This window comes from Fluviicola sp. (assembly GCF_030151805.1).
Classification (GTDB): Bacteria; Bacteroidota; Bacteroidia; order Flavobacteriales_D; family Crocinitomicaceae; genus Fluviicola.
On sequence record NZ_JASLCN010000245.1, the window covers coordinates 1 to 15,477 of the forward strand.

Below are 15,477 nucleotides of genomic sequence, written 5' to 3' on the forward strand. Positions count from 1 at the left end.
GGGTTTTCTCTTTTATATTTGTTCCTGTCAGAAACCTCTTTTCTTTTTGATTTCCTCGATAAAATCAGTTAGTTGCTTTTTATCTGAAAAGTAGATTGCAATGTTTGTTTCCATTGTACTTTTCCCTCCTGATTTTTCATAAATCGTAGAAGAAACTTTATCCAGATCGGTCAAGACCTTACACGAATACATTTCACCGTATGTATTCAAATATTCAATCTTAAACACGTTGTCGGTAATGACTTTTACGGAAACTTTACGCACATTGATCTCGTGGATTACTCCATCACCCCTCTTTCTCAAAACGGTCACATACAAGTCATCACCCACTATTTTCTGATGGTATTCCAACGTTGTCCCATTGATTTCCATTGAAAAACATTTGGGTCCCTGAATCGTGACCGATTTACCATAATAGTTGATTACTTCCTGGGCGTTCAGGAGATGAAAGCTCGCCAGGCAGAGGCAAAAAAGAATACTTTTCATAAGTAGTTTTAATAATATACAGCTAAGTAAGTAAAAAATATGCTTGTTGCCTGATTAAAATAGTACCTTCTTTTTTGAATCCTACTTTTTTCCGAGGCGATGAAAAATTATTCTTTCACGTAGATTTCTCCTTCATCCACCAATGGTTCTCCGTTCATTCTCAGAAATAGCTGGATCAAGGCAATAACATCCTTCTCGCAATAAATGCGAATGCGGTTCAAATCCTGTTCTTCGTAGTATACACGCGCAACATCTGCACCTGAAATATCATCTTTTGGAGTCGGGATTTTAAACACATGACACAACAAAGCCAGGCTGGTATACGCTTTATAATCTCCGAATTTCCACAATTCCATCGTATCCAAATGTTGGATTTCCCAAGGCTTTTTCCCGGCTAAGTTCAATACATTCGGAAGCCCGATACCGTGAATCAATAATCTTCTGCAGATAAACGGGATATCGAATTCCTTTGAGTTGTGTCCGCACAGCACATGTTTCGGAGAGTTGTAATTATTTTCAAGCAGCCGCACAAACTGGCGAAGTAATGTTTCTTCATCATCGTGTGCAAAAGAAGTCATTCGAATGGATCTTCCGGTAGCCGAATGATGAACAAATCCGACGGAAATACAGACGATCTTTCCGAATTCGGCGTAAATTCCCGCCTTTTCATTGTACACATCTTCTTTCGTTTTGTTCTCGGTCAGATAACGCGCATTCTTCGAGTCAAATAATTTCGTGGTTTCCTCCTCCAGATCCGTATAATGATACACTTCCGGAACCGTTTCGATATCTAAAAAAAGGATCTTATCCAATTGGCTTAAGTCAAGCATGTTTTTTTGTTTTTCCATTTAAGTTATGCAAAAATATCATTTCGCAAAATGGTTTTTTTTGATTTTTTTCCCGAAAGAATTCATTTTTTGCGCTTAAGGAATAGGATTCCTTACCTTTGTCGAATTACTATCCTGAAAAAGAATGATCGTGTTTTTAAATGAGATCTTTTCTGGTCTGAAAGGTTGAAAGTGTTTAAGAGTTCAAAAAATCATTGAACTGTTTAACTTTTGAAAACCTTGAACCAACTTATAGATCAGAAGACATGAAATTTTCCCGGAACTCAGGATAACTATTTATTGTAATTCATGGCAGAAGAATTATTAATCGCACAATCTTCGAAGGAAGAAAAATACCGTGTTTTGCTCCCCCAGGTGAAAGCACTTTGCACCGGTGAACCCAATTTAGTGGCAAATCTTGCTAATACAGCTTCTGCCCTGAAAATGACTTTTGATTTCTTTTGGATCGGGTTTTACCTGGTTGAAAATGACGAACTGGTTTTAGGGCCGTTTCAGGGACCGATTGCCTGTACCCGGATTGCATTCGGAAAAGGTGTTTGCGGTTCTGCCTGGAAACAAAACGAAACGTTGGTCGTTCCGGATGTCGATGCGTTTCCCGGACATATTGCCTGTTCGAGCGACAGTAAAAGCGAAATTGTAGTTCCTATCCGTAAAAATGGTCAGATTGTTGCTATTTTGGACGTCGATAGTGCTGCGTTGAATGATTTTGATCAGGTAGATGCTATCCATTTAAACGAACTTTGCGAATGGCTCGGTACTCACTGTTTTTAGGCATTTTCTTCTTCTTATTGTTTGGTTGCGCGGAAATTATTCCCTTAACCGGAGGGCCGGCCGATGATCGTGCTGCCAGACCTGTTGAAGGGTCTCAAAATCCGGAGCAGGGAGCTTTGCATGTCAATCAACAGGAATTGCGCGTCCGTTTTGACGAGTATTTCACCCTGAATGACCCGTCGAATACCGCAGTTATGAACCCGAACGCAGGAAAACTGGATATTACGTCGAACAAACGCGATGTAACCATTAAATGGGACGGAGCGCTGAAACCCAATACAACATACATCATTCAACTCAACGGAACGATCAAGGATCTGAATGAGAAGAACGATACGATTCATCAATTTGTTTTCTCCACCGGAGATCAGATCGACTCGCTAAAAATACGCGGAGTGATCACGGATGGATTCTCCAACAAACCCTGCAATGGATTTACGGTCGGATTGTATGATTCGGTGAGCGATCCGTACAAAATTACGCCGGTTTACATCTGTAAAAGTGATGCAAAGGGCGAATTCGAATTCTCTTATTTAAAGGCAGGGAATTATCAATTGTTTGCCTATATGGATTCGAATAAAGACCGGCTTCCTTCCATCGGGGAAGACCTCGCGTATTCCAGCGGAATGATCTCCAGCAGCGACACTACGTTTTACCATCTCCTGGCTTCCAAACCAAAAAATCCGGTAAAAAAACTGCAAATAAAATCGTTGAATCCGGGAATGGCTTTTGCTTACGGAAAGGAGATTAACGACTCCCAACTCGTCATTAATTCCGAACCCATTCGAATCATCAAACGTTTCGAAACAGATTCTGTTTTATTGGCCTTGCCGATCGTTGAAAATGACGTGTATCTGTTTACAGACGGAACGGATACGATCACGAAGATCATTCCGCTCAAAGACCGGAAAAAGAACTTTTCGATTACGAGCAAAGCATATAAAGGTTCCTGGACTCTTGGCGACACACTCCTTTTTGAAACCAATGAACTGATTGAAAGCATGGACACTTCCCGGATTGTTGCGGAAGACAAAACAAAAATCAAGGTCGATTACCAGTATGTGCTTTCGGGAAATCAATTACAGATCATTCCGAAATCAAACATTTCTTTTGATTTGCTGATCAATTTCAAAACGGGTGCTTTGAAAGGAATATCCAATACGAATGATTCTGTCAAAGTGGAATTGAAGACACTGCGTCTTTCCGATTTGTCCAATTTAAAGTTGAATGTCTCCGATTTAAAAGGAGATTGGATTGTTCAATTAATGGATGGTGCGAGTGTTGTGCGGACATCCTTCAAATCAGAGTCAGACACCGTGGTTTCATGGCAGCAGCTCATTCCCGCAGTTTACCAAATCCGCTGTATCCGGGACGAAAACAAAAACCGGAAATGGGATGCCGGAAACTGGGAGAAACGATCCCAACCGGAGCAAGTTGTGCGGTTCAACCTGAAATCAAAATTGCGCCCGAACTGGGACATCGAGGAAACACTGGAAATGGAACCGGATGAGTGATTCTTTTGAGAAAACCTTTAGTAAGTGGCGGATTTATCTCGCGTTGCTGATCGGACTTTCCATTTCAGGAGGGATTCTCATTTACAGTTTCACCCGGACCGAATTTCACGAAGTTGAAAAAGGAAAAGGACAATTCACCTGGAAAGACACCAATAAAAACAAGAAGATCGATTATTCCCATAAGGATGAATTCTTTCCTTCCAAAGCCGGAAATTTCGAGCAAAAATCAGCCTGGCAGGTGCTTTCCGATATTTCGTGGAATGGCACGACCTTCTGTTGGATTTTCCTGGCATTACTCGGAATGGTGGGACGCGATCTCGGCTACATGATCCGCATCCGGATTCTGACCAAAAAACAATTAACCTGGACTCAGGCCTTTCATGTCATCATGCTTTGGGAGTTTGCTTCTGCTTTGGCTCCGGGAGTTATGAGCGGCGCAACCGTTGCGATGTTTATTCTCAACCGGGAAAAAATTGCTCTGGGAAGAGCCACTGCCATTGTTATTCTCACCGCTTTTCTCGACAATTTGTTTTACGTTGTCGTCATCCCGTTGTTGTTTTTGTTCATTCCGTCCGATCAATTATTTCCTTCAACGGGAAATGAATCCATGATGACCCTTTTCTGGACCGGCTTCTCGATTTTTGCTTTGCTTTGCCTGGTGCTGTTTTCAAGCATTGTGCTTTATCCGAAACTGGTTTTTCACCTGCTTACTTTTTTCACCCGGATTCCCTTTCTCAAACGTTTTCAAAAAGGAGCCGAAAAAACCGGAAACGATGTCAGCGAGACTGCTGTTCAAATGCGGCGCGAACCGCTTTCATTCTGGTTGCAAGCATTCGGAGCAACGGTTTTTTCCTGGTCTTCCCGTTTCCTGGTAATCAATTTCATTATGCAGGCTTTTTTAAGCCTGGGATTCCTGCAGCAAGTTCAGATTTTCTCCAAGCAATTCGTCCTGTGGATGTTTCTCCGGATTTCCCCGACTCCCGGTGGAAGCGGTGTTGCCGAATGGGCTTTCGGGGAATTACTCTCCGAATTCAGCACGAGTATTATTCTGTTGGGAACCATGGCCGTCCTGTGGCGTTTGATCTCTTATTTCCCCTATTTGATCATCGGTTCCATCATTCTTCCGCGTTGGTTATCGAAACAGGGAAAAACAAAAGACTAAATCGTTTTGACGGCTTTCAAAAAAATCCTTGAATTTCCGATATTATTCCTATCTTTGCGCTCTTAAAACGGTAAAAATCATGTCTTACGGCGTAAAAATTTTTGCAGGAAGAGCATCGAAAGTGCTTGCTGAACAGATAGCTACCAAGTTTGGTGCTAGTTTGGGTGATGTAAATGTAACTGAATTCAGTGATGGTGAATTTCAACCGTCATTTGAAGAAACAGTACGTGGTCAGGATGTTTTTATTGTTCAGTCTACTATGCCTCCGACAGAAAACCTGTTTGAGTTGTTGTTGATGGTGGATGCTGCAAAGCGTGCTTCGGCTCGTAAAATCATTGCGGTTATTCCTTATTTCGGTTTTGCACGTCAGGATCGTAAGGATAAGCCACGTGTTGCTATCGGTGCAAAACTGGTTGCAAACATGTTGATGGCAGCAGGTGTAGACCGTGTTATGACAATGGATTTACACGCTGATCAGATTCAGGGATTCTTCGAAGTTCCGGTTGATCATTTATTTGCATCGACTTTGTTCTTCAACGAAATGAAGGCTTTGGACAACGGTAACCTGATCATGGCTGCTCCGGATGCCGGTGGTGCGAAAAGAGCAAATGCGTATGCTAAAAAACTGGATACCGGTTTAGCAATTTGCCACAAGCACCGTAAGAAAGCAAATGAAGTTGCTGAAATGACTGTTATCGGAGACGTAGCAGGAAAAGACGTTATTTTGATTGACGATATGTGTGACACAGCAGGAACTTTGACAAAGGCAGCTGAGTTGTTCATTGATAAAGGAGCAAAAAGTGTTCGCGCGTTCTGTACACACGCTGTGTTGTCGGGACCTGCATACGAACGCATTAACAACTCCAAACTAACAGAATTGATCGTAACAGATACGATTCCGTTGAAAGAGAAAAGTGACAAGATTCGTGTGATTACCGTAGCAGATCTATTCGCAGATGTGATTGATCGCCTGGTTAAAAACGAATCAATTAGTACGCATTTTATAATTTCATAAAATAAGAAGAAGCATTGCTTCTGATAATAACCCACTGAGAAGTGGCTAAAATAAATTAAATAATAACAAACATGAAAGTAGCACAATTGAGCGGTTCGCCTCGCGCGAACGTAGGGAAGAAAGATGCTAAAGCTTTGAGAGACGCAGGACAGGTTCCATGTGTTCTTTACGGACAAGGAACTCAAACACATTTTTCTCTTCCGGACATTAAAGTTGAAAAATTGATTTTCAATCCTGATGTATTCAAAATTGAATTGGACATCGACGGTAAAAAGTCGAATGCAATTATCCAGGAGATTCAACAAAATCCGATTACTGACAAAGTAGTACACATTGATTTCTTGGAACTAGATGAAAAGAAACCAGTTAAAGTTGCTTTACCGGTACGTTTAACGGGAGCTTCTCGCGGTGTATTAGCAGGAGGTCGTTTGATGCAGGTTTTCCGTCGTTTACGTGTAGTTGGTCTTCCAACTGATTTGCCTGAGGCAATCGTAATCGATATTACAAAATTGCGTATCGGTCAATCTGTTCGTGTAAAAGATTTGGAGAATGACGGTTTGGCTATCTCTGAAGCGAAAAACGCGGTAGTTGTTGCAGTTAAAATGGCTCGTGGAGCTTCTAAAGCTGCAGAAGGTGATGACGAAGACGAAGATTAAGATTCTTCTTTAGATATCTAAAACAAAACCCTGGCTGATAGTCAGGGTTTTTTGTTGGAGCAAGAATTCTTGCGGATTAAAAGCTCAATGTAGAATCTTCGATATAATTCCAGGGCAGAATCATCAAACAATAAATACACATCAATAGTATGATGATCGTATTCGTCCATTTAAAAGGCAAAAGAAGAAACAACAATGAAAGCGTCGGGAGAACAATCAGATTGAGCATCTCCAGAATGTTAAAACGCTCCGTTTCATAGACAAAATAGTCTGTAACCAGGAACGATATTCCATCTATCAGGGAGTTCCATTTTTCAGAATGCAAATAAACTCCTGTTAAACAAATTCCTGAAAACAAGACGGCTATCATCAGTTTTGAAAACAAAGTCAGTTTCATAATCGGTTCCTGTTTATTGAATGCTTTGTCCTTGACTCTATATTATCTGCGGGAGAAAATGATTACATCACCTATATTTTAGGACGCTATATATTGAATTTTAGAATCCAAAAAAAACCATTTTCACTTTTCAGCAAAAATGGTCTAATTAACTACTGATTTAGGAGTAGGTTTTAATATCTTTACCTACTTAGGTGAACCAAAGTTGGGAAGTAAATTTGGTTTTCAACCTATCGTTTTTCTCTAAAGCAGTTTTCAGTTTTTTAACCGTCAGTTTTGACGAAAAATCAATTTAGTATTCATTAAAAAGTTAATACTTAATGATGCTCTGCTGAATACTTTGACCCAACAATTCATAACTCAACTGATACACTCCGTTTGCCAAAGCTCCGATATCCAAAGAGATTGAATCCGACACCAGCTTTCTGGTCATCACTGTTCTTCCCAAACAATCAGTCAAACGAATAAATCCACCGGCATAGTTCGCATCCACAGCTACTGTCAGCTCATCTTTCGCAGGATTCGGGTAAACACTCCATTTCAGGTTTTTCAGATCACTCAGTCCCGAAACACTTTGCACCTGGAAATTCGCGTCCGGAGCATTCAATGCCGAAACAACCATCTGTCCGTTTGAGGTCTTTACCGCAGAGAATAATCCGGCACCGTTTTCGGCTTTTACCGAAACGTAATAGGTTGTTCCGGATGTAAGACTTAAACCGCCTAAGCTGACACTTGTATTCCAATAGTTATTCGTCCAGGCAACCGTATTGGTTGCCCCGGGAGAAGTTCCGACAGCCACCCAATAATTTGCCACATCGGAATTTGCGTCGGAAGAAACTGTCCAGTTTGCTTCCAGCATCGAACTATTGGTCGTTGTTCCGATATCCGCAGCTGATCCGTCATTTACCGTTGCAATCGTCGACGGAACTGTCCAATCCACTTTCACATCCTGAGATTGAATAGCGGACAAATTCCCGGCAACATCCTGTACAATTGATTTGATTCGACCCGCAACTGATGACGCATTGGTATTCTGATAACGCAATTCTCCCGTGCTGCCGATCGTAATTGCTGCGGTTGCTGCCCGCGATCTGTAAATCTTCAGATCATTGACTTCATATTTGCAATTTCCACTTCTGAACGAAACATAATTCCCGCCCGCCAATGGAGTCGGGTCCGTCCAGGTTTGTACCAAAGCATTGTCTATGTAAACCTGATGCTTACCGGTAATCCGGTCGTAAATAATCTTATAATCATACCATTCGCCTACATTAAAATCATACGACACTTCATCCACCAGGGAATACGTATCATTCGTCACCTCATACATCTGAACTTTATCGCTGTCCAGGCGGAAGAAAACAAAATAGGAATTTCCTCTGTTCGGCAAAGTCGGATCACTGCAGAAATAATGCAGTCCGGCTCTTCTGTTTGTTCCCGCTCCCGACATCGCACCTGCCCAATGGTATAAATAGCGATTGCTCAGTGAACTCGTAACCGGTGTCCAGATATTGGTATTTCCATTCGCTTCATCACTTTGAATCAGGTGACTGCTTCCCAAAGCCCAGGTTCCAACCTGATTTGTCCAATCCGGATGAATCGCACTTTGATCGAAGTTATCACTGAAAAATCCTTTGGAAGCATTCGCTCTCCAATCCGTTCCGTCAAAATCCAATACCTGGTAATAAGATTTATCAATGCCACTTCCTCCGCTATTGTCTGCATCTGTAAAAGTTGCCGTGAAGTTTTGTGTAATCCAATTGGGCGTAGCAGCAATTGCTGTTGTAGGAGCAGTTACATCTCCGGAAGCAGATGCAAGCGTACTTGTCCAGGTTGCAACCCAACCCGCAGCCACAGTAGCACAATCACTCCGGAATTCGATCAATAAAGCACCTCCGCTCGAACTGATTGTTCCGGGAGAATTCGTTCCGGTATATGTTCCGATCAAAGGTGCACTATTTGTTGCTCCATCATAGATATACATATAATCCCAATTGGCTTCCAGGGAAAAACTGGAAAAATTCAAGGTCACGGAACTGGCATTCACAGGTTGAATCAAGGTAAAATAACGCTGATCATTGCTGTAGTTTCCGGTACTTCCTCCCGTATCGGTAAATGTTCCGCTGGCTGCATTCAGGTTATTCTGAGTCGGGTTGTTATTTACCAGGTTGTAATAAAGCGGCCAGTTCCAATAAATTCCCGGATCGGTGTGCGTTTGATTCGGGAAATGCTGATGTCCTTTGATTTTGATACAACCACCCAATACGTTGGTTCCGCTTGTTGCAGCTCCTGAAAATGTTCTCAAAGGACTAATTCCGTATCCGCTTTGGCAAATATCTCTGGTAATTCCGGCTGAAGCGTTATACAACGCACTCGTATACCATTGCGACTGACTCACATACCCTTCGTGTTCGTAACCGATTGTATATGGATTTTCCGAACCCACGTGCCATGCTTTATTCGCTTCCGAAACCATTTGTGTTACCTGGCCATCCGAAGAACGCACCACGTAATGATAGGAAACGCTGGAAGAACAATTCTGAGACCAGGAAATTGCTCCTGCATATGTTCCCTGAATGGTATGAATGGTTATCGCAGAAACGGCTACTCCGCTTCTGGAGCTGAAATTACAAGTCGGAGCCGGATTCCACACAGCAGGTGTATATTCCGTTGACTTCACGCCCGACTCTTTCTTTTTAGCCAGGTACATGGTTCCCGAATTGGATTGAATTCCCTGCGCGGAAAAAATGATTCTCTGAGCACTCAAAACAGAAAGATTGGAAGCTCCGAAAATATCCGTCAGGTTGAAATCATAATTGGGAAAAACATATTTTGCTGCATTTTCGTCTTTGTTCAAAAACTGAAACAATTCATACAGTTCGGCATCTCTGGCAAAAAGGTTTACTCTTCCGGAATCAGATAAATAGGATAGTTTTCCGAAAACCTCTTTTAATGAATTCTGTAAGGACATTCCGTGCAATTCTTCCATGTAAACACTTACCGTTTTCGCAAAAGCCAGGATTTCCATTGCAGGATTTTCCTTTATCTGAATCAAAGGAATTCCTGAAACCTGCGAAACCAGTTTCATATTCTCTTTGAAATAGCCTTTTCCCTTGGCAACCATCCCGAGATAACCATTGGATTTCGGCAAACCGGAACAGGATTCCAATTCCGTGGCCGACAAATAGGTCATCCGGGTTTGTGTGTACGAAACCGCTTCAATCATTCCTCTCGGAACATTCGGATAAGCGGTATATGCCTGTTGGCAATAGATTTGAAAATCTGAAGTTTGAGCATGGGTATTCAACCCGAACAAACATGTTGTAAATAGTAGTAATCTCTTCATACGTTGAAAATCAGTAGTGAGAATTAAATGTATTAAATTCTTTACACGCCTGAAAATCAAGTTTTAGATAAATGGATTTAGTATCTGAAATTTAACATTTACTATTCATGGAAGATATGAATCCATAATACCCGTGATACCCGGTAATTGAAAAACATGGTCAAAATCAGCACCACAAGCATCAGGACAAACATCCATCCTAAAGGAAGAAACCACGTGAAAACAAGGAATACAGGAAGAAGTTCTGCAATTGCCATACCGTAACTGATATACATCGCACCGAAAAAGTAACCCGGTTCTTTGTCGAACCGATAATTACATTCCGAACAGCGTTCATACATTTTAGGCGCTTTTAAGTGAAGTAAAGAACCTTTTGTTTCGAATATCTTACCTTTTCCGCAAATCGGACAAGCCCCACTAAGAATTGGTCTGAACTTTGACATTTTCTTTTTTTTACAAAGTTAGGACACTTGTACCGATAAACTCGTGCTTTATTAACTCAAATAATTATACTATTCAGACATTATTTGTAAATTTAAGCATGAATTTTCCACGACTTCCGATTGAAAAATTTGACGAAAACGGCTTACTTCAAGCTTTTTACATCAATCATTTCTCCGAACATCTGAAAAAATACCATTCGGACATTACGCATCCGCACAAACATGATTTTTACCTGACGGTTTTCTTCACATCCGGGAAAGGAAGACACGATATTGATTTTACATCTTACCCGATCAGGCAGAACGCCGTTTTTTTTCTTCAGCCCGAACAAATGCATCACTGGGAGTTTGAAGCAGATGCGGAAGGCTGGATCCTATTCCATTCGGAAGATTTCTATAAGTTTTATTCGGCACATTTTGAGCTGTATCTCTGGCCTTTTTTCCAATCCAGGAATGCCAATCCCTTTCTTGAAATAGATTCCGAAACAGCAGAAAAACTCAGTTCCCGGTTTATCGAAATGATGGCTGAATACCAGGAAAACACAGCACATTCCTTTTTGAAAATCGCCAGCCTGACACAGCTCATTTACTCCGATTTGTCGCGGATTTACGCTGAAAAAGAACACGATTCAAACGTTGTCAAAAACAATCGCTACCAGGATCATTTTCACCGCTTTACGACTTTGTTGAATCAACAATATGTGCATCACAAAAATCCCTCCGATTATGCTTCGCAACTCGCCATAACGACCAAACATTTGCATCGGGTTTGTTTAGCCTGCAGCGGAAAAAGTACCAGTCAGCTGATTGCCGAACGGATTATCCTGGAAGCGAAGCGAAAATTAATCAGTGAACCGAAAAGTATTTCAGAGATTGCCAATGAGCTTGGATTTGAGAACACTCCCTACTTTCATTTGTTCTTTAAAAAACACTGCGGGGAAACACCAAAACAATTCAGGATAAAGAATTCATAGCGTTGGTACGCGATGTATCGGACTTGATGTATTATACTCACCAAAATAATAATACGGTTTCTGTTTTAGAAAACAATCCAGGTTTCAAACTGAATATTCACTATGTGTTCTATGATGCTATTTGGTTCATTTTACACATAGCACACAGAAGGTCACATGGTTTTTTTAATGTTTATGTAGTTGGTGAGTTTTCTACATTATTACCGATGTATCGCGTGGCCAACTAAGCCAATTTATCACACAAGATTTTCATCTCGATAACCGGTGATATTTTTTCGTACAGGATATTGAAGACTGCTTCCAAAATCGGCATATCTACCTGGAACTTCTTGTTGATTTCCTTGACACATTTGGTCGCATAATAACCTTCAGCGATCATGTCCATTTCCAATTGCGCGGTCTTTACGGAATACCCTTTTCCGATCATGAATCCGAAAGTTCTGTTCCGGGAAAATTTCGAATAAGCCGTTACGAGTAAATCCCCCAGGTAAGCAGACGACTTGACATCACGGTGAATCGGGCTCACTTCATCAATGAAATTCTCAATTTCCTGAATGGCATTCGCAATCAGAACCGACTGAAAATTATCTCCGTATCCTAAACCGGCGCAAATTCCGGAAGCCAAAGCGTATACATTTTTCAACACTGCCGACAGCTCTGTCCCGAACAAATCGTCTGAAGTGGTGGTTTTGATATAACGGCAAGCCAGCATTCGGGCCATTTCCGTTGCAATTCCTTCGTGCTGACAGGCAACAGTCAGGTAAGACAAGCGTTCCAAAGCCACTTCTTCCGCATGACAAGGTCCGCAAATGATTCCGATATCTTTGTAAGGAGTTCCGAACGTTTTATGGAAAAAACGCGCCGGAATGGCATTGTATTCCGGAACAATTCCTTTCACTGCCGAAAAAACAACTTTCCCTTTAAATAAATCCGGCGTTGTGTCTTTAAATAATTCAACCAAAAATGCAGAGGGGGTTGCAACAATCAGAACATCGCTTCTGTTAATGATCTCCTCCAAATTGTTGGAAACATGAATCTGATTGAGGTCAAACTCAACCGACTGTAAATAAGTTGGATTGTGCTTATATCTCAAAATATGTGCAACCTGATCCTCTCTTCGAACAAACCAGTTTACCTGCGCAAAATTATTGCACAATATCTTCACCAAAGCCGTAGCCCAGCTACCACCTCCAATGACACCAACGGTTTTCATTCGCTTATTCATAGTCTTGGCAAATGTACATATAATTCTGTTCGTTGCATTCAAAGACGCTGTTTCGAAGGTGTAAAATAATTCGTTATGCAATCTGACAGAAAGCACTATCTTTGCTAAAAAATTGTATGGCAGAAGTTTCACGTATTTCCACAAACAAGGCTCCGAAACCAGTAGGGTTGTATCCGCATGCACGCAAAGTAGGTAATCTCCTGTTCTTATCAGGAGTTGGTCCGAGAGTAGCGGGTTCTGATGATATTGACTCAGCTGTTCCGGGTTTGAAATTGGATAAAAACGGAAACTTTATCGAATTTGATTTCGAAGCTCAGTGCAGAAGTGTTTTTGACAATGTACGCGTCATTTTGGAAGAATCCGGTTCAAGCTGGGATCAATTGGTGGATGTTACCGTTTTTCTGGTAAATATGAAACGTGATTTCCATGTGTATAACCGTGTTTATGCGGAGTATTTCAAAGACAATCTTCCTTGCAGAACCACTGTAGAAATCAATTCACTTCCTACCCCTATTGCCATCGAATTAAAATGTATCGCAACAATTGACTAAATAAATTATGATCGGATTTGCTATTCGCAGCTTGTTAGCTGCAGGAACGTTATTCTTAACTATTTATTCTTTCTATACAGGTTACTGGGGATGGGGAATTTCCCTGATCTTCCCTTTAGCGCTTATTATTCTTTCCTTTATTTACAATGAGAATCTGGCTTTCACGCTGAATCACATGCGAACAGGAAATCAGGATAAAGCGCAAAGAGCTATTAACCGGATTACAGCACCTCAGTTTCTTCCGAAACGCCAAAGAGCCTATGTTATTTACATGCAGGCTTTATTGAACGCTCAGTCTTATCCGCACGCAAAAGTGGAAGGAATGTTGCGTCAGGCTATTCAATTGGGATTGAAAAGAGGTCACGACAAAGCAATGGCTCGCATGCATTTGGCTGGAATCTGTGTTCAGACAGGTCGCAGACAAGAAGCTGTAACCTTATTGGCAGAAGCGAAGAAAATGGACGACAGCGGAATGTTGAAAGACCAGATCAAAATGATGCAGGGGCAATTGCAAAGCGCTCCGTCTAAAAACCAGATGCGGATGGCGCAAATGATGGGCGGACGTAAGAAAATGCCTAAAATGCGTTAATCTTTGATGAAATCATTTGCCGGTTTTCCCGAAAATTATGAGCTTATTGATGCCGGTAACGGACGAAAATTAGAGCGTTGGGGAACGGTCATAACTATCCGGCCTGAACACCAGGCATATTTCGGTGCTGTCCGTTCCAAAAAAGAATGGGCCGATTTGGCTCATTGGGAGTTTATTCCCAAATCAGAAGGTTCTTTGCAGGGAGTTTGGAAAAAACTGAAACCGGATGCACCGGAAGAATGGATTTTTACAACCAATCACAACGCAGCATTTACTTTACGCATTACCAACAACAAGCATCTCGGGTTGTTTCCGGAACAACAGATTAACTGGGAATTTATCTCCGGCTTTCTGAACGAGTCAAAACGCTTTCTGAATGCCTTTGCATATACAGGAGCCGCTTCAGTATTCGGTCGGCAAACAGGAGCAGAAGTCATTCACTGCGACAGTGTGAAACCGATGCTGGATTGGGGAAGACAGAATCAAATCAATTCCGGGATCGACGGGATCAAATGGGTTCATGAAGATGCTTTGAAGTTTATCCGAAGAGAAGTGAAAAGAGGAAACAAATACGATTTGGTTCAATTGGATCCTCCAGCCTGGGGACTTGGTGCGAAAGGAGAAAAATGGAAGTTGGAAGATTTACTCGAAACACTGGTTTCCGAAGCCTTTCAATTGCTTTCCAGATCCGGAGTGCTGATCATTAACACCTATTCTCCAAAAGTAGATACCGCAGTTATCAATCAAATGATACGGGAATCGGGCATTCAATCCAAAAGAGTTGAAAACTCGGAGTTGTGGCTGAAGGCTGCAAGCGGAAAGGATCTTTACTTCGGAATTCTAACCCGGATTTATAAGTAAACTCTGTGATCGTTCAGGCGTTGAAAAAGTTCAAAGGATTCAAAGGTGTTTAATAAAAATCTATTGAACTATTGAACTATTGAACTCACTTACAGCCCAAAAACTTCACCTCCTAAACTTCCCGACAAAACATCCAATTACTTTGCTTTCTGGCTCACGATTCCGTTCTGAATCGCATACATGACCAAACCAACCACGTTTCTTGCCCCTACTTTATTCATCATCAGAGTTCGTGCACTTTCAATCGTCCTTCTACTCTTAAACAACTTATCTGCAATTTCCTGCGTTGTCATTTCATTACAGATCATTTCCAGAATCACCATTTCGTTGGCGCTAAATACTGCTGTAGAACTTTCTTCAAAAGCAGGTTGAATTTTACCGGCGTGAACCATTTTAGCAATAAACATTTTAGAAGTTCTGTCATTCAGATAGTATCCCGTTTCAACTGCAGAGCGAATTGCAAGCTGGATTTCTTCCGCATCATCGTCTTTCGACAAGTATCCGTTTGCACCATTCTCAATGGCCAATTCTACGAATTCCGTATCATCATACATGGATAAGAGCAATACTTTCATGTCCGGATACAGAGCTCTTATTTCTTTGGTAGCTTCAATTCCGTTTTTCACAGGCATTCTGAAA

The 15,477-nt window shown here is 41.5% G+C and carries 16 protein-coding genes; 9 read left to right on the forward strand and 7 right to left on the reverse strand.

Annotated features, from left to right (window positions below; genetic code table 11):
- Nucleotides 1-27: 27 nt before the first annotated feature.
- Entirely contained in the window at nt 28-486 is a 459-nt protein-coding gene (locus tag Q1V93_RS09410) for a hypothetical protein (protein WP_300664066.1), read from the reverse strand.
- 107 nt (nt 487-593) lie between these two features.
- Nucleotides 594-1,316 (reverse strand): 3'-5' exonuclease, encoded by a 723-nt coding sequence (locus tag Q1V93_RS09415; RefSeq protein ID WP_300664068.1) that lies wholly within the window; start codon nt 1,314-1,316, stop codon nt 594-596.
- A gap of 306 nt (nt 1,317-1,622) precedes the next feature.
- Here Q1V93_RS09415 and Q1V93_RS09420 point away from each other — a divergent pair, with 306 nt between their 5' ends.
- The 5 genes from Q1V93_RS09420 (at nt 1,623) to Q1V93_RS09440 (ending at nt 6,452) form a co-directional block, all read left to right on the forward strand.
- A complete protein-coding gene (locus Q1V93_RS09420) occupies nt 1,623-2,105 on the forward strand; it encodes a GAF domain-containing protein (protein ID WP_300664069.1) in 483 nt (160 codons plus the stop codon).
- Nucleotides 2,081-3,619, forward strand: a complete 1,539-nt coding sequence (locus Q1V93_RS09425; protein ID WP_300664071.1) for an Ig-like domain-containing protein — start codon at nt 2,081-2,083, stop codon at nt 3,617-3,619. Before Q1V93_RS09420 ends, Q1V93_RS09425 begins: the two co-directional genes overlap by 25 nt.
- Nucleotides 3,612-4,781: a lysylphosphatidylglycerol synthase transmembrane domain-containing protein gene (locus Q1V93_RS09430; RefSeq protein ID WP_300664073.1), complete on the forward strand. Its 1,170-nt coding sequence runs from the start codon at nt 3,612-3,614 to the stop codon at nt 4,779-4,781. Before Q1V93_RS09425 ends, Q1V93_RS09430 begins: the two co-directional genes overlap by 8 nt.
- 79 nt (nt 4,782-4,860) lie before the next feature.
- Nucleotides 4,861-5,796 (forward strand): ribose-phosphate pyrophosphokinase, encoded by a 936-nt coding sequence (locus tag Q1V93_RS09435; protein WP_124747710.1) that lies wholly within the window; start codon nt 4,861-4,863, stop codon nt 5,794-5,796.
- Nucleotides 5,797-5,867: 71 nt separating this feature from the next.
- Entirely contained in the window at nt 5,868-6,452 is a 585-nt protein-coding gene (locus tag Q1V93_RS09440) for a 50S ribosomal protein L25/general stress protein Ctc (RefSeq protein WP_300664076.1), read from the forward strand.
- Nucleotides 6,453-6,528: 76 nt separating this feature from the next.
- Here the strand turns inward: Q1V93_RS09440 and Q1V93_RS09445 are convergent, their stop codons facing one another.
- The 3 genes from Q1V93_RS09445 to Q1V93_RS09455 form a co-directional block, all read right to left on the reverse strand.
- Nucleotides 6,529-6,849 carry a hypothetical protein gene (locus Q1V93_RS09445; protein WP_300664078.1) on the reverse strand — a complete coding sequence of 107 codons (321 nt, stop codon included), beginning with the start codon at nt 6,847-6,849 and terminating at the stop codon, nt 6,529-6,531.
- Between the two features lie 310 nt (nt 6,850-7,159).
- Entirely contained in the window at nt 7,160-10,195 is a 3,036-nt protein-coding gene (locus Q1V93_RS09450; RefSeq protein ID WP_300664080.1) for an N-acetylmuramoyl-L-alanine amidase, read from the reverse strand.
- Nucleotides 10,196-10,296: 101 nt separating this feature from the next.
- The gene (locus Q1V93_RS09455) at nt 10,297-10,638 is read right to left on the reverse strand and encodes a DUF983 domain-containing protein (protein WP_300664082.1); all 342 of its coding nucleotides are present in this window, start codon (nt 10,636-10,638) and stop codon (nt 10,297-10,299) included.
- Nucleotides 10,639-10,736: 98 nt separating this feature from the next.
- On the opposite strand from Q1V93_RS09455, the gene Q1V93_RS09460 reads away from it, so the two are divergent.
- Complete coding sequence (locus Q1V93_RS09460; RefSeq protein ID WP_300664084.1) at nt 10,737-11,612, forward strand: helix-turn-helix transcriptional regulator; 876 nt, start codon at nt 10,737-10,739, stop codon at nt 11,610-11,612.
- A gap of 223 nt (nt 11,613-11,835) precedes the next feature.
- Here Q1V93_RS09460 and Q1V93_RS09465 read toward each other — a convergent pair whose 3' ends face one another.
- Nucleotides 11,836-12,837, reverse strand: a complete 1,002-nt coding sequence (locus Q1V93_RS09465) for an NAD(P)H-dependent glycerol-3-phosphate dehydrogenase (RefSeq protein WP_300664086.1) — start codon at nt 12,835-12,837, stop codon at nt 11,836-11,838.
- Nucleotides 12,838-12,953: 116 nt separating this feature from the next.
- Between Q1V93_RS09465 and Q1V93_RS09470 the strand changes: the two genes are divergently transcribed.
- The 3 genes from Q1V93_RS09470 to Q1V93_RS09480 are packed head-to-tail and all read left to right on the forward strand — an operon-like array spanning nt 12,954 to nt 14,838.
- Nucleotides 12,954-13,388 (forward strand): Rid family hydrolase, encoded by a 435-nt coding sequence (locus Q1V93_RS09470; protein WP_300664088.1) that lies wholly within the window; start codon nt 12,954-12,956, stop codon nt 13,386-13,388.
- Nucleotides 13,389-13,395: 7 nt separating this feature from the next.
- The gene (locus Q1V93_RS09475) at nt 13,396-13,977 is read left to right on the forward strand and encodes a DUF2892 domain-containing protein (RefSeq protein WP_300664090.1); all 582 of its coding nucleotides are present in this window, start codon (nt 13,396-13,398) and stop codon (nt 13,975-13,977) included.
- Nucleotides 13,978-13,983: 6 nt separating this feature from the next.
- Nucleotides 13,984-14,838, forward strand: coding sequence for a class I SAM-dependent methyltransferase (locus Q1V93_RS09480; protein WP_300664092.1), 855 nt, complete (start codon nt 13,984-13,986; stop codon nt 14,836-14,838).
- A gap of 137 nt (nt 14,839-14,975) precedes the next feature.
- Here the strand turns inward: Q1V93_RS09480 and Q1V93_RS09485 are convergent.
- Nucleotides 14,976-15,477, reverse strand: a 502-nt coding sequence (locus Q1V93_RS09485) for a response regulator transcription factor (RefSeq protein WP_300664094.1), incomplete at its 5' end; no start/stop codon positions are given.

Coding starts and splice junctions, on each gene's coding strand:
- Q1V93_RS09475 (WP_300664090.1), top strand. CDS start 13,396: ATGATCGGATTTGCTATTCGCAGCTTGTTAGCTGCAGGAACGTTATTC.
- Q1V93_RS09420 (WP_300664069.1), top strand. CDS start 1,623: ATGGCAGAAGAATTATTAATCGCACAATCTTCGAAGGAAGAAAAATAC.
- Q1V93_RS09435 (WP_124747710.1), top strand. CDS start 4,861: ATGTCTTACGGCGTAAAAATTTTTGCAGGAAGAGCATCGAAAGTGCTT.
- Q1V93_RS09440 (WP_300664076.1), top strand. CDS start 5,868: ATGAAAGTAGCACAATTGAGCGGTTCGCCTCGCGCGAACGTAGGGAAG.
- Q1V93_RS09410 (WP_300664066.1), bottom strand. CDS start 486: ATGAAAAGTATTCTTTTTTGCCTCTGCCTGGCGAGCTTTCATCTCCTG.
- Q1V93_RS09470 (WP_300664088.1), top strand. CDS start 12,954: ATGGCAGAAGTTTCACGTATTTCCACAAACAAGGCTCCGAAACCAGTA.
- Q1V93_RS09465 (WP_300664086.1), bottom strand. CDS start 12,837: ATGAATAAGCGAATGAAAACCGTTGGTGTCATTGGAGGTGGTAGCTGG.
- Q1V93_RS09415 (WP_300664068.1), bottom strand. CDS start 1,316: ATGCTTGACTTAAGCCAATTGGATAAGATCCTTTTTTTAGATATCGAA.
- Q1V93_RS09480 (WP_300664092.1), top strand. CDS start 13,984: ATGAAATCATTTGCCGGTTTTCCCGAAAATTATGAGCTTATTGATGCC.
- Q1V93_RS09455 (WP_300664082.1), bottom strand. CDS start 10,638: ATGTCAAAGTTCAGACCAATTCTTAGTGGGGCTTGTCCGATTTGCGGA.
- Q1V93_RS09450 (WP_300664080.1), bottom strand. CDS start 10,195: ATGAAGAGATTACTACTATTTACAACATGTTTGTTCGGGTTGAATACC.
- Q1V93_RS09430 (WP_300664073.1), top strand. CDS start 3,612: ATGAGTGATTCTTTTGAGAAAACCTTTAGTAAGTGGCGGATTTATCTC.
- Q1V93_RS09445 (WP_300664078.1), bottom strand. CDS start 6,849: ATGAAACTGACTTTGTTTTCAAAACTGATGATAGCCGTCTTGTTTTCA.
- Q1V93_RS09460 (WP_300664084.1), top strand. CDS start 10,737: ATGAATTTTCCACGACTTCCGATTGAAAAATTTGACGAAAACGGCTTA.
- Q1V93_RS09425 (WP_300664071.1), top strand. CDS start 2,081: ATGGCTCGGTACTCACTGTTTTTAGGCATTTTCTTCTTCTTATTGTTT.